This is a genomic window from Halomonas sp. A020 (assembly GCF_027943625.1).
GTDB lineage: Bacteria > Pseudomonadota > Gammaproteobacteria > Pseudomonadales > Halomonadaceae > Vreelandella > Vreelandella piezotolerans.
Genome location: NZ_AP022850.1, coordinates 3,399,918 through 3,412,023 on the forward strand (window position 1 = coordinate 3,399,918; position 12,106 = coordinate 3,412,023).

A 12,106-nucleotide genomic window follows, 5' to 3' on the forward strand; every position below is an offset into this window, starting at 1 on the left:
CGACTTTATTTGGCAGCTTTTAGGTTCGACTTCCCGTGCTTTCCAATATTCGTATCGTGCTGGTGCAAACATTCCACCCGGGCAACATTGGCGCTACAGCCCGCGCCATGAAAACCATGGGACTGACAGAGCTTGTGCTGGTCAATCCCCGTACATTTCCCGATGAAGAAGCCACTCGCCTAGCCGCCGGTGCCACGGACGTACTGGAGAATGCTCGCTGTGTGAGCACGCTAGAAGAGGCCGTACGCGACTGCGTGCAGGTAATCGGCGCCAGCGCTCGGCTACGCAGCATGCCGCTGCCCCATTTCGACGAGCCTGACGAGATGGCCCAGCAAGTCATCGACAACGCCCATCATGCCCCGGTGGCCCTGGTGTTTGGCCGCGAACGCTCCGGGTTGACCAACGATGAGATTCGCTGCTGCAGCCACCAAGTCAGCATTCCCGCCAATCCCGAGTATGGCATTCTCAATCTATCGCAAGCGGTCCAGATTCTTGCCTACGAAGTGCATCGCGCCTGGCGCAAGCGCGACGTCAGCGGTTTTGAGTATCAGCGCCCGCTGGAAGCCACGCCGCCTAGCCGCGAACAGTTTGGCTATTTCCAGGAACATCTTGGCCGCTTGATGCAGCAAAGCGGTTTTTTAACCCAGCCCCACGCCCGTACCGAAGAGCAGCTTCAAGCGCTGTTTGCCCGTGCACAGCCTAGCCGCAAAGAGCTGTCCCTACTCCGTGGTCTGCTAAGTGCCTTTGAAGCGCACTTGCCTAAACAGTAACGTCTTATCCACTCAACGCGCTTTCATCAAGCACTTCCATCAAAAAAGGGCAGCCTTAGCGCTGCCCTTTTGGTAAGTATTGAGTGTGCTTAAAGCGTCATGGCCGCCAGCCAGCCAAACGCAATCAGCGGAAGATTATAGTGCAGGAACGTGGGCACCACGCTGTCCCACATATGGTCGTGCTGACCGTCTACGTTCAATCCTGAGGTGGGCCCCAAAGTGGAATCCGAGGCTGGCGACCCCGCATCGCCCAAGGCGGCAGCGGTGCCCACCAGCACTACAGTCGCCATGGGTGAGAAACCAAACTGCACGGCCAGCGGTACGAAGATCGCCGCAATGATGGGAATGGTTGAGAACGAAGAGCCGATGCCCAGGGTAATGAACAGGCCGACCAGCAGCATGACCAAAGCGGCCAAGCCACGATTATCGCCAAACAGATCGAAGGCACCCGCAACCAGCGAGTCGATATCGCCGGTGGCTTTCATGACTTCCGCAAAGCCTGCCGCCGAAATCATAATAAAGCCAATCAAAGCCATCATCCGCATACCGCTGGTGAACAGATCATCAGCCTCGCGCCATTTGAAAATACCACCCAATGACAGCAAGCCGATACCCACCAAGCCTCCAACGATCATCGAGCCGGTGTAGAGCTGAAGGCCTAACGCTGCCACGATCGCCACGCCTGACATGACTAACCCTAAGAGGTGCGGTTCGACAGGCGTGTGCGTCTGGCCATTGGGCGCGGCCACGTCCTTACTCGCGTAGCTACGCTGGCCGCGGTAGCTAAACAGTAGGGCGACCAACAGGCCCATGGCCATGCCGCCCACCGGAAGCGCCATGGCCATGGGCACCATGCCACGCGAGATCTCAAGCCCTAGTGGCTCTCCGGCACTGTTGAGATTGGCTAACAGAATATCGTTCAAGAAGATCGCCCCGAATCCTACCGGCAGCAGCATATAGGGCGCAGTAAGACCAAAGGTCAAAGCGCAGGCCACGGCGCGGCGGTCGAGTTGCAGACGATTCATCACCGCCAGCAGCGGTGGAATCAGCACGGGAATGAACGCGATATGGACCGGAATGGCATTTTGTGAGGAGATCGCGACCAGCAGTACGGCCACCAGCAGCAGCATCTTCACCCGTGCTTGGTGGGCGGCGGTCGCTTCTTTACCCAACAGAGTGATCAATCGGTTCGCCAGCATGTCCGGCAACCCAGAACGAGAGATGGCCACGGCAAAAGCGCCTAACGTTGCGTACGCCAGCGCCACCTGAGCGCCCCCACCGACGCCCTCGTTGAACGCGCTGAGCGTATCGTCTAGGGAAAGGCCTCCGACCAGCCCCCCTACCAACGCACCAACCACCAGTGCGAAAACGACGGACACGCGAAGAAGTGACAGTGCCACCATGACGAGCACTGCAAGAATTACTGCATTCATGGAAATACCCAGGGTTATTGGAAGGTCATCAACGCCAAAGGTGGCGGATTTTAACAGATGGGGCGCGCTTAATCAGGCGAAAGTGACGCTCTCTTTTGGTTACGACTTTAGTCACAACGCTATTGCTGCTATGCAACATTATGCCTAGTATCCCGGCCTTTGTTTAAACGCACCGCTTACTAAATTAACAAATGCTTAGGAGCCTGTATGGGCATGCTCGCCATTATTATTTCGTTGTCGCTATTGATGCTGCTTGCCTATCGCGGCATTTCTGTCCTCCTCCTTGCGCCGTTAATGGCCGCGTTAGCGGTTTTACTATCAGGCGACGGTGCTTTTTTACTGCCCATTTACACCGATACCTTCATGGGCGCCCTGGGCAACTATGTCATGCAGTTCTTCCCTCTCTTCTTGCTGGGCGCGCTCTTCGGCCAGTTGATGGCAGACTCAGGCGCCGCCCAGTCGATCTCCAATGGCATCGTAAAGCGGTTGGGTACCCATCACGTGGTACTGACGGTGGTCATGGCCTGTGCCGTTCTGACCTATGGCGGTGTCTCGCTGTTCGTCGTGGCCTTTGCCATTTACCCGATCAGCCGTGAACTGTTCCGCCAGGCCAATGTGCCCAAGCGCCTTATCCCCGCCTCCATCGCTCTAGGCTCCTTCACCTTTACCATGACGGCGCTCCCCGGCACGCCGGCCATCCAAAACGCCATTCCCATTCCTTACTTTGGTACCAACAGTTTCGCGGCACCGGGGCTTGGCATCGTCGCTGGGTTGATCATGCTAGGTTTAGGAACGTTCTACCTTCAGTCCCGAGTCAAGAAAGCCGCTGCTCAAGGGGAGGGTTACGGTACCCACACGGAACGTGAAACCGATACCCACAGCGACACTGACACAGCACCCGGCATGCCGCTGGCCATCGCGTTGATTCCACTGGTTATGGTGATTGGCCTCAATGCCCTCTTTACTTACGGGGTATTCCCGGCCATGGACCTGAGCTTCATCAGCGACGCGTTCGATAACGTCACACCCAGCCGACAGACCGGGCTTTGGGCCATTCTGATTGCCCTGCTGAGCGCCTCGGCTTGGCTGATCATCACCCGCTGGCACCACTGGCAAGACTTGAAAGTCACCATCAATCAAGGCTGCTTTGGTTCACTGCTACCTATTTTCAACACGGCCTCTGAAGTGGGTTACGGCGCGGTCATCGCCAGCTTGGCAGGCTTTGCCATCCTTCGCGATGCGGTGCTCAATGTCTCCCCCGGTAACCCCCTCATCTCCGAAGCCATGGCGATGAGCGTGCTGGCAGGCATCACCGGCTCCTCCTCAGGCGGGCTCTCCATTGCACTCCAAACCTTGGGTAGCGAGTATCTGGCCATGGCGCAACAGGCTGGCATCGACCCAGAGCTCATGCACCGCGTGGCGACGCTGGCCGCGGGCGGCATGGATACGCTCCCCCATTCCGGCGCCGTCATCACACTTCTGGCCATCTGCGGGCTGACCCACCGCCAGTCGTATGGCAATGTCGCCATGGTCACCATCGTGCTCCCCATCGCCGCGCTGATGAGTGTGATTACGCTCGGCACCCTATTTGGAAGCTTCTAAAGTCGCCAATGCCATGCGATAGTTGATTAACGCGTTAACCAATCCACCATAAGAGACGTGCCATGGCCCTCAAGAAACACCATACGCTGCTGTTGATCGTGCTCGCCAGCTTGGTTATTTCCACGGCCATGGGGCTGCGTCATGGGTTCGGGCTGTTTCTCGAGCCCATGAGCAGCGATTTCGGCTGGGGGCGCGGCGTCTTTGCGTTCGCACTGGCCGTCCAAAACCTCATTTGGGGGCTGTCCCAGCCGTTTACCGGGGCGCTGGCCGACCGTTTTGGCGCGGCCAAAATCATCGTGGCGGGCGGCATCCTCTACGTACTGGGGCTCTGCTTCATGAGCCTCTCGACCAGCGCGCTCGGCATGACCGTCAGCGCGGGTCTGCTGATTGGCTTCGGCCTATCGGGAACGACGTTTTCGGTGATTCTGGGCGCCGTCGGCCGGGCCGTTCCCGCTGAGAAGCGCAGCATGGCCATGGGGATCGTCAGTGCGGCGGGCTCGTTTGGTCAATTTGCCATGCTGCCCGGCACGCTGGGATTGATCGAGTGGCTAGGCTGGTCCTCTGCGCTCCTGGCCATGGGGGCGATTGCCGCACTCATGATACCGCTGGGCGCGATGCTCAAAGACCGGCCCAGCCCCAAGGCACTGGGCGACTTGAGCCTGCGCGATGCGCTTAACGAAGCGGCGGGGCAAAAAGGATTTTGGCTACTTTGCCTGGGCTTTTTCGTCTGCGGCTTCCAAGTGGTGTTCATTGCGGTCCACTTGCCAGGCTACCTGTTCGATAACGGCTTGGCCGTCCAAGTCGGCACCACGGTGCTCGCGCTGGTGGGTCTGTTCAATATCGTGGGCACCTACACCGCTGGCTGGATGGGGGGTATCTGGTCGAAACCGCGCCTATTGAGCTGGCTTTACCTCATCCGGGGCGTGATCATCACAGCCTTTATCGCCCTACCCCTGACAACGACCAGCGCTTATCTCTTCGGGATCGCCATGGGGCTGTTATGGCTCTCCACCGTTCCGCTCACCAACGGTATCGTCGCATCGGTGTTTGGCGTTCGCCATCTCTCGATGTTGGGCGGCATCGTGTTTCTCTTTCATCAGCTGGGCTCGTTCATGGGCGTGTGGCTGGGTGGATTTTTGTACGACCTCACCGGCCACTACGATACGGTGTGGCAGATTGCCATCGTGCTGTCCGTGGTCGCCGCCGCGCTCCACTGGTTCATCAGTGAGAAGCCGCTGTCACGCCCCTCTGCGGGACAGGTGACGACATGATGCGTTCAAGTCTATGGTGGAGTTTGATTGCTCTACCGATAGTGAGTGGCTTGATATTGCTGGCATGGTGGGGCTGGCACGCACTAGACCCTTCGATGCTGCTGTTAGGCAGCCAACTTTGTTGACTAGAGAACACTCGCAACGTGTCCTAGATCAAAAGAGACGACATGCGTAACCATTACACTGATGAGCATAGACGTATCAGCCATTGAAAAAGGGCGCTAATGAACTTTATTCACTCTCTCGCCCTGCAGCTCAAAAACAGCCTTCGGGATTTGCTACCCGTTGTACTGGTTCTGAGCTTCTTTCAAACGCTCGTCATCCAACAACCTCTGCCCGATACATTGGCGCTTTTCGATTTAGCACTAGGGCTACTGTTTGTAGTGATCGGGCTAACGCTCTTCATCAAGGGGCTAGAGCTGGGACTGTTTCCTTTAGGAGAGAACCTCGCACGTGCTTTCGTTCATAAAGGTTCTGTCGTTTGGCTCCTTCTATTTGCTTTTGCACTGGGGTTTGGATCCACCGTCGCAGAGCCAGCACTGATTGCCGTGGCGGCTCGCGCAGCGATTGTCGTCTCCGAAAGCGGTCTGATCGAGAATAGCAGTCTCGCACAAACGTCCTTTGCGTTCACGCTCCGCATGATCGTAGCGCTTTCCGTAGGCACCGCCGTGGTCGTTGGCGTACTGCGTATCTTCAAAGGCTGGCCGCTGCATTTGATGATCATTGGTGGTTATATTCTTGTACTGCTCTTGACGCTGTTAGCGCCTGCTGAGCTCGTTGGCATTGCTTATGATTCGGGCGGTGTCACGACATCGACCATTACTGTCCCTCTTGTTACGGCACTCGGTGTTGGCTTGGCCACGGCCATCAAAGGCCGCAACCCTATGCTGGACGGCTTTGGTTTGATTGCATTTGCTTCCGTTATGCCCATCATTTTCGTACTGCTTTTCGGTATTGTTGGCCTTGATCTCGTTGCAGAGGGAAGATCATGAATATGCTGGCTGTTTTTTGGGGGACGCTACGCGATATTCTTCCCATCGTGGCGATTATTTTTGGCTTCCAATATTTGGTGATCCGCAAGCCGGTCAAACGGTTTCTTAAGGTCGCTATTGGTTTTTTCATGGTATGGGTAGGACTCTCTTTCTTTTTGATAGGGCTAGAGCAAGCCCTGTTTCCCATGGGTGAGTTGATGGCTAGCCAATTGACGCACCCCGATTTTCTACCTGCCATGACAGAGGGAGCTCAGCGGCATTGGAGCGACTACTACTGGGTCTATATTTTCGCGTTTACGATTGGCGCAAGCACTACGATTGCCGAGCCATCGCTGATCGCGGTGTCGATCAAAGCTGGCGAAATATCCGGCGGTACGATCAACCCTTTTACCCTGCGGCTCGCCGTTGCCCTCGGCATGGCCTTTGGAATCACCCTGGGCGCATGGCGCATCGTCATGGGCCTACCTTTGCAGTGGTTCGTGCTAGGAGCCTACTGCCTAGTGATTGTACAAACCCTACGATCCCCAAAGTCGATTATCCCTCTTGCATTCGATTCCGGGGGCGTCACGACATCGACCATTACCGTGCCGATCATCGCCGCGCTAGGTCTTGGATTAGCCTCCTCGATACCCGGTCGTAGCGCGTTAATGGATGGCTTTGGAATGATCGCGCTTGCCTGCCTATTCCCTATTATCACGGTAATGGGATACGCCCAAATTGCTCGATGGCGAAGCAATAGGCCATCGAAAATACAGCCGCTCTCAGGCACGTCAGTGACAAAGCCTCATCAAGGAGATACCCATGCGCTTTAAACTCATTGTCGCACTTGTAGAAGATGAGCTAAGCGACCAGATACTTCAGGCAGCTAGAGATGCTGGAGCCACCGGCGCCACTGTCATCAATAACGCGCGTGGCGAAGGCTTAAAAAAAGCAAAAGGCATTTTTGGCATGGACATTACGTCGCAACGCGACGTGCTGCTCTTTTTAGTGGAGGAGCATATTAGCCGTTCAATTCTCGAAGCGATCGCGGAAGTGGGTGCATTTGACGACACGTCGGGAACAGGCATCGCCTTTCAGCTAGACGTCGAGGATGCGGTAGGCGTCGCACACCAAGTGAAATCCCTCGAAGATGCATTCGATCAACCGCTAGGCTAGAGAGAGGCTTTAACAATGGCAAGCTCATCACTGACGGAGCGCACTGCCCAGGACGTCATGCACTCACGCTATGTGACGACCGATGGTTTTATGACCGTTACTGACGGCATTGAATTAATGAGGCAATACGATGCCACCGCTATCATCGTTGATAGGCGCGATGAGAAAGATGAACTGGGGCTTGTGTTAGCCTCTGATATTGCTAAAAAAGTGCTCGCAGTCAATCGCTCTGCAGACCGTGTAAGCCTTTACGAAATCATGAGCAAACCGATCATTAGCGTCCGTCCGGAAATGAATATTCGCTATTGCGCTCGCCTGTTTGCTCAGTTTGGTTTATCCCAAGCACCGGTCGTCGATGCAAAACACAGCGTCATTGGGATCATCGACTACCCACGGCTCGTCATCGGGTGGGAAACTAATTAGCGCCGCCCAAGCTTCGATGCCGCCAGAGCCGCATCAGCACACCGTGCTTGGGCGAAAACAGCAGCGCCGTGAAGAAGCACCCCGTTGCCACCAAGACGATGGTGCCACCGGACGCTACGTCAAACGCAAACGAGAGCCATAGCCCCAACACGGCAGACCCCACCCCAATCCCCACGGAGATAAACAGCATCGTTTTGAAGCGGTCGGTCATCAAGTGGGCCGTGGCGCCCGGGGTAATCAGCATGGCCACCACGAGGATGATACCGACGGTTTCCAAACTGGCCACGATGGTGAGCGTGAGCAGCAGAATCAAACCGTAATGAATCACGCCGGTATTGAAGCCGAGTGCCTGCGCCTGAGTCGGATCGAAGGCGTAGAGCATGAGCGGACGATAAGCTAGCCATACCATCAGCAGCGCAACGAGGCTGGCCGCCAACGTGAGCAGTAGTGCCGACTGTTGCACTCCTAGCACGTTGCCGAACAGAATATGCATCAAGTGGGTGCTGGAGGCGATTTTACTGATTAGCACGACGCCCAGCGCAAATGCCCCGGTAAACATGATGCCCATGGCGGCATCGGATTTGATCCGTGTATGCCGTTCGATCGCCCCAATGCCGAGCGACGTCAGCGCTCCTGTGACGAAGGCACCGATAAAAAAAGGCAGGCCCAGCAGGTAGGCAACCGCCACCCCGGGCAGCACCGCATGAGAGATCGCATCCCCCAGCAACGACCAACGCTTGAGCACGACGTAACACGAAAGCATGCCGCAGATGGCTCCCACCATCATCGACGTGAGCAGCGCACGCTGCATGAAGGCGTACTGAAACGCCTCTGATACGCTGTCGGGCATTAGATTCACGGGCACCATCAGCGCCGCGATGAGCCCCGCCACCAGCGCACTACTCCAAGCATCCAACGTTTCTAACATTCGAGTCGCCTATTCTTTGCTGGCAAATGCAGGAAGGCGGACACGCTCGACATCCGCTGGAGAATTTGCAATAGAACTCACCGCAAGTTCGGCCAACTTGCTATCGCTCAGCATTTCGTCGGGCGCGCCCTCGCCGCGAATGAATCGATTGATCAGTACCACATGATCCACGTAGCGACGCGCGCCCGGCATATCGTGCGTCACCATCACGATGGTTCGTCCGGCTTCACGTTCGCGTTTGAGCACGTCGAGAATGAGTCGCTCGCTAGGTGGGTCGACCCCCGCGAGCGGCTCATCGAGCAGCAGGATACTCGCCTCTTGCGCTAACGCACGCGCTAGCAGCACGCGTTTTTTTTGTCCGCCCGATAAGGCCCCGATCGGCCGCTCGGCATATGCCAGCATATCAACGTCGTCTAACGCCTTTTCCACCGCATCACGATGCCGTGATGAATGCCACCGCGCAGGCAGCAGCCTCCGCCACCACGCATCTTGACGCATGTGGCCATAGCGGGCGCTCATCACGGTTTCCCACACCGAAATAGGGAAGTCCCACTCGATGGCCTCTCGCTGGGCCATGTAGGCAATGCGCCCGGCTTTTCGATGGTGCTCGATGGCTTGACCAAATGCCGTCACGCGGCCGCGTAAGGGTTTCATACTACCGGTCAGCACGTGAAACAGCGTCGACTTGCCTGCGCCGTTCGGCCCGACGATGGCCGTCCAACGCCCGCTTGGCAGCGAGAGGTGAATATCCTCTAGCACGGGCTGACGCTGGTAAGCCGCATAGACACCGCTCACATCGATGGCGCTGGCTGGTTGAGACGGTAGTGAGGACATCGTGATTTACTCGCTAGCCAAGTAGCGACGCAGCAAGGCAACGTTATGACGCTGCATGGCAAAGTAGTCGGCAGCCTCCCCGTCAGGCTCACTCAACGAGTCGACATACAGCGGCCCGGCAACGGGCAGCCCCGTATCACGTGCGATACTGGTCACATGGCGGTCAGAAATCGTGCTTTCCCAAAACAGTGCCGCCGGTTGACGCTCGTTGATTCGATCGATGACCCGCATCAACTGACGCGGAGAGCCCTCTGTTTCGGCATTGGTCCCCCAAATGCCGTCGTGCTCGAACCGATACGCGTCGGCAAAGTAGAGAAAGGCTGCTTCACTGGAGAGCAGCACGCGGCGCTCTTCGGGAATGGCTTCGAGCGTTTCTTGGAGCTCGACATGTAGGTCGTGCAGTTGCGCTTCCAGTGCCGCTGCACGCTGCTGAATCGCATCGGCTTGATGGGGCAGGCTATCCTCCAACGTGTTGGCAATGGCTTGCACATAGGCACTGGCAGCCCGCGGGTCCATCCACAGGTGTGGGTCCACGTCGCCTTCCATCTCACCGGTGACGATCGTTTGCGTCGGGTAACCCGACGCCTCTGCCACGGCGATCATAGGTATGTCATCGTTGACCGTCGCCGATACTTGGCGCATCCACTGCTCGAGCTGATAGCCGTTATAAAAAACGATGTCGGCGTCCTCGAGCGCAGCAAAATTATCTGGGGTGAGCTCCCACTCGTGCACTTCGGCGTTGATCGGTGTCAGTACCGTGACGTTCGCATCATCGCCGGCCACTTTCTTCACCAAGTCGCCAAGAACTGAAAACGTCACGGCAATCTCGATGGGCGGGTTTTGCAACTCATCGGCCTGAGCACTGGTCACAACGCCACACCAGGCGAACGGCACGCTCAAGGCTGCTAGCAAGTATGGTTTAGCCACTGGATCTCTCCTCTGTGCTAGGCTCGTGTTACAGATAACTTTAGCTCAACAAAAAAGCAATGTGCAAACAGTTTAGCCTTGGCTAACAATTATCTTCAAAAATGCGCTACCATCGCCAATTAACGTTTCCACTAACTTTGATAACCTTTGCCAATGAGTGATCACCAACAGCGGCGCACCTCACCCCCCTCTGGACACAGTGGTGATGCACTACCGCCTGTGGAACAGCACGCCCAGCAATACGAAGCCGTGCGCAATGCCCACGAAACGGAGCTCATCGAAGACTACGTCGAATTGATTGGCGACCTGATTCGTCATCGCGGTGAGGCGCGCGCGGCCGACATTGCTAACCGAATGGCCGTTAGTCAAGCGACGGTATCGAAAATGATCCGTCGATTGAACGAGTTAGGTCTGGTGACCAGCAAGCCATATCGCTCGCTGTTTTTGACCGACGAAGGTCAAAAAATGGCGGAAACGTCTCGTGCTCGTCACGATATCGTGCTGCATTTCTTGCGAGCGTTAGGCGTGGACGACAGCACTGCCCGCATCGACGCGGAAGGCATGGAACACCATGTCAGCGATGAGACGCTCACGATCATGCAGCGCTTTACTGACCAGCAGCAAAATAACTGAACCTCTTTTCCGCACGCCTCTATGGCTGGGTGACACGTAGATGATTCACCTGGGTGATGGCGCCGCTCCAGATCATCTCCAAATGGGTGGTCTGGATGATGTCCGTCACATGACGCGGCGTCATGAGCGCCCAACAGTGGGCACCGGGTCGACGGACCGAGCGGTAACGGAGACCGTTCAGCATACGTCGGACGTCTCTACCGAAGGGCTGAGACGCCGTGTAATGATCGGGGGCGTAGACGAGATGATCGCTCGGCAGCGTCAGCGCATCGCCTATTGATACCTCATTGAAGACGCCTCTCAACCCCCGAAAAACGAACCGCTCATAGCGAAGACCTGGCACGCGCCGCCAGTACGTTTGCTGATGATGTTTGACCTCCGCAATCGCAGTCTCCAGCGTATCGGCAAAATACAGCACGCCAAAACTGCCATCGCTGAAACGTGACCCTTCGGGATTGATGTGCGTAAAGGGCGCCACGGCATACGAGCAGCCACGAATACCGAAAGGAATCTGGTCGAGCGGCAGCAGCGCCAAGTCCCCCACCTCGTTTTGCAACCGCGGGTTGGTGAGCGACTGAAGCGCATGGAGAGCGGCGAACTCGTCAGGGCCTGCCACGTCATCGAACAAATCGATGGGCGGGAATTTACTGTTCACCAACCGATAGCCGGTGACGTCACGGGCTGGCAGTACGGGCAAATCAGCCGCCTTTACCACTGCCCACCCCGCAGGCTGTCGATGCGTTTATAGGTTTCGTAAAGCGCGGCAAAGTCCCCCGTGCCCATAATGGCCAGCGGTGTGCGACCATTGAAAAAGGGGTTGTGATTGACCATGTTCACGAACCCATACAGGTTGTCCGGGTTATCGAAGATCATACGCAGTGCCGCGTGGATGTTCAGCACATAGCTGATACGCGTAAGCTGGTCACTATCTAACTTGATCGCTGCCAGATCGCCGCGCCGAGCACGAGCGTAGGTACTGTGAGAGACGCGCAGAATCGCCTCGCCTTGCTCTCCAGAGGCTCGCCACTTCTCGAGAATACGTACCGCGGCTTTCAACCCCACCGCAGCCGCTGACTTATCATGGGCAAACTCTTGCGCTGTTTGCATGGCTCTTCCCAGCTTAATGTCTACAAACACC

The 12,106-nt window shown here is 56.6% G+C and carries 14 protein-coding genes; 8 read left to right on the forward strand and 6 right to left on the reverse strand.

Annotated features, from left to right (window positions below; all coding sequences use genetic code 11):
* Window positions 1-35: 35 nt before the first annotated feature.
* Window positions 36-770: an RNA methyltransferase gene (locus FRH_RS16025; protein ID WP_281997246.1), complete on the forward strand. Its 735-nt coding sequence runs from the start codon at window positions 36-38 to the stop codon at window positions 768-770.
* 89 nt (window positions 771-859) lie between these two features.
* Here the strand turns inward: FRH_RS16025 and FRH_RS16030 are convergent, their stop codons facing one another.
* Window positions 860-2,203 carry a Na+/H+ antiporter NhaC family protein gene (locus FRH_RS16030; RefSeq protein WP_062374386.1) on the reverse strand — a complete coding sequence of 448 codons (1,344 nt, stop codon included), beginning with the start codon at window positions 2,201-2,203 and terminating at the stop codon, window positions 860-862.
* A gap of 207 nt (window positions 2,204-2,410) precedes the next feature.
* On the opposite strand from FRH_RS16030, the gene FRH_RS16035 reads away from it, so the two are divergent.
* The 6 genes from FRH_RS16035 (at window position 2,411) to FRH_RS16060 (ending at window position 7,646) form a co-directional block, all read left to right on the forward strand.
* Window positions 2,411-3,805, forward strand: a complete 1,395-nt coding sequence (locus FRH_RS16035) for a GntP family permease (protein ID WP_281997247.1) — start codon at window positions 2,411-2,413, stop codon at window positions 3,803-3,805.
* Between the two features lie 62 nt (window positions 3,806-3,867).
* Window positions 3,868-5,076 carry an MFS transporter gene (locus tag FRH_RS16040; protein ID WP_239295701.1) on the forward strand — a complete coding sequence of 403 codons (1,209 nt, stop codon included), beginning with the start codon at window positions 3,868-3,870 and terminating at the stop codon, window positions 5,074-5,076.
* A gap of 224 nt (window positions 5,077-5,300) precedes the next feature.
* A complete protein-coding gene (locus tag FRH_RS16045; RefSeq protein WP_281997248.1) occupies window positions 5,301-6,068 on the forward strand; it encodes a DUF1538 domain-containing protein in 768 nt (255 codons plus the stop codon).
* Window positions 6,065-6,880 carry a Na,Li,K/H(+) antiporter subunit UmpB gene (gene umpB / locus FRH_RS16050; RefSeq protein WP_281997249.1) on the forward strand — a complete coding sequence of 272 codons (816 nt, stop codon included), beginning with the start codon at window positions 6,065-6,067 and terminating at the stop codon, window positions 6,878-6,880. Before FRH_RS16045 ends, umpB begins: the two co-directional genes overlap by 4 nt.
* Window positions 6,870-7,223, forward strand: a complete 354-nt coding sequence (locus FRH_RS16055; protein WP_044628015.1) for a P-II family nitrogen regulator — start codon at window positions 6,870-6,872, stop codon at window positions 7,221-7,223. The genes umpB and FRH_RS16055 overlap by 11 nt, the downstream gene beginning before the upstream one ends.
* A 15-nt stretch (window positions 7,224-7,238) precedes the next feature.
* Window positions 7,239-7,646: a CBS domain-containing protein gene (locus tag FRH_RS16060; protein ID WP_044628016.1), complete on the forward strand. Its 408-nt coding sequence runs from the start codon at window positions 7,239-7,241 to the stop codon at window positions 7,644-7,646.
* Here FRH_RS16060 and FRH_RS16065 read toward each other — a convergent pair.
* Genes FRH_RS16065 through FRH_RS16075 form a run of 3 tightly spaced genes read right to left on the reverse strand, consistent with a single transcriptional unit; the run spans window position 7,639 to window position 10,335 of the window.
* Complete coding sequence (locus FRH_RS16065; protein ID WP_281997250.1) at window positions 7,639-8,574, reverse strand: metal ABC transporter permease; 936 nt, start codon at window positions 8,572-8,574, stop codon at window positions 7,639-7,641. The two genes, FRH_RS16060 and FRH_RS16065, sit on opposite strands and share 8 nt — an antisense overlap.
* A 9-nt stretch (window positions 8,575-8,583) precedes the next feature.
* On the reverse strand, window positions 8,584-9,408 hold the full coding sequence (locus FRH_RS16070) for a metal ABC transporter ATP-binding protein (RefSeq protein ID WP_239283491.1): 825 nt from the start codon (window positions 9,406-9,408) through the stop codon (window positions 8,584-8,586).
* 6 nt (window positions 9,409-9,414) lie between these two features.
* Window positions 9,415-10,335 (reverse strand): metal ABC transporter substrate-binding protein, encoded by a 921-nt coding sequence (locus tag FRH_RS16075; protein ID WP_058577761.1) that lies wholly within the window; start codon window positions 10,333-10,335, stop codon window positions 9,415-9,417.
* 153 nt (window positions 10,336-10,488) lie between these two features.
* Between FRH_RS16075 and mntR the strand changes: the two genes are divergently transcribed.
* The gene (gene mntR, locus FRH_RS16080; protein ID WP_139527368.1) at window positions 10,489-10,968 is read left to right on the forward strand and encodes a manganese-binding transcriptional regulator MntR; all 480 of its coding nucleotides are present in this window, start codon (window positions 10,489-10,491) and stop codon (window positions 10,966-10,968) included.
* 19 nt (window positions 10,969-10,987) lie between these two features.
* Here mntR and FRH_RS16085 read toward each other — a convergent pair whose 3' ends face one another.
* Both FRH_RS16085 and FRH_RS16090 read right to left on the reverse strand, forming a co-directional pair.
* The gene (locus tag FRH_RS16085; protein ID WP_281997251.1) at window positions 10,988-11,665 is read right to left on the reverse strand and encodes an RES family NAD+ phosphorylase; all 678 of its coding nucleotides are present in this window, start codon (window positions 11,663-11,665) and stop codon (window positions 10,988-10,990) included.
* 11 nt (window positions 11,666-11,676) lie between these two features.
* Complete coding sequence (locus FRH_RS16090; protein WP_139527366.1) at window positions 11,677-12,075, reverse strand: antitoxin Xre-like helix-turn-helix domain-containing protein; 399 nt, start codon at window positions 12,073-12,075, stop codon at window positions 11,677-11,679.
* Window positions 12,076-12,106: the final 31 nt, after the last annotated feature.

Bases quoted from the DNA above. Each gene is read 5' to 3' on its own strand.
- FRH_RS16030 (WP_062374386.1), bottom strand. From the start codon at position 2,203: ATGAATGCAGTAATTCTTGCAGTGCTCGTCATGGTGGCACTGTCACTT.
- FRH_RS16035 (WP_281997247.1), top strand. From the start codon at position 2,411: ATGGGCATGCTCGCCATTATTATTTCGTTGTCGCTATTGATGCTGCTT.
- FRH_RS16040 (WP_239295701.1), top strand. From the start codon at position 3,868: ATGGCCCTCAAGAAACACCATACGCTGCTGTTGATCGTGCTCGCCAGC.
- FRH_RS16045 (WP_281997248.1), top strand. From the start codon at position 5,301: ATGAACTTTATTCACTCTCTCGCCCTGCAGCTCAAAAACAGCCTTCGG.
- umpB (WP_281997249.1), top strand. From the start codon at position 6,065: ATGAATATGCTGGCTGTTTTTTGGGGGACGCTACGCGATATTCTTCCC.
- FRH_RS16055 (WP_044628015.1), top strand. From the start codon at position 6,870: ATGCGCTTTAAACTCATTGTCGCACTTGTAGAAGATGAGCTAAGCGAC.
- FRH_RS16060 (WP_044628016.1), top strand. From the start codon at position 7,239: ATGGCAAGCTCATCACTGACGGAGCGCACTGCCCAGGACGTCATGCAC.
- FRH_RS16065 (WP_281997250.1), bottom strand. From the start codon at position 8,574: ATGTTAGAAACGTTGGATGCTTGGAGTAGTGCGCTGGTGGCGGGGCTC.
- FRH_RS16070 (WP_239283491.1), bottom strand. From the start codon at position 9,408: ATGTCCTCACTACCGTCTCAACCAGCCAGCGCCATCGATGTGAGCGGT.
- mntR (WP_139527368.1), top strand. From the start codon at position 10,489: ATGAGTGATCACCAACAGCGGCGCACCTCACCCCCCTCTGGACACAGT.
- FRH_RS16090 (WP_139527366.1), bottom strand. From the start codon at position 12,075: ATGCAAACAGCGCAAGAGTTTGCCCATGATAAGTCAGCGGCTGCGGTG.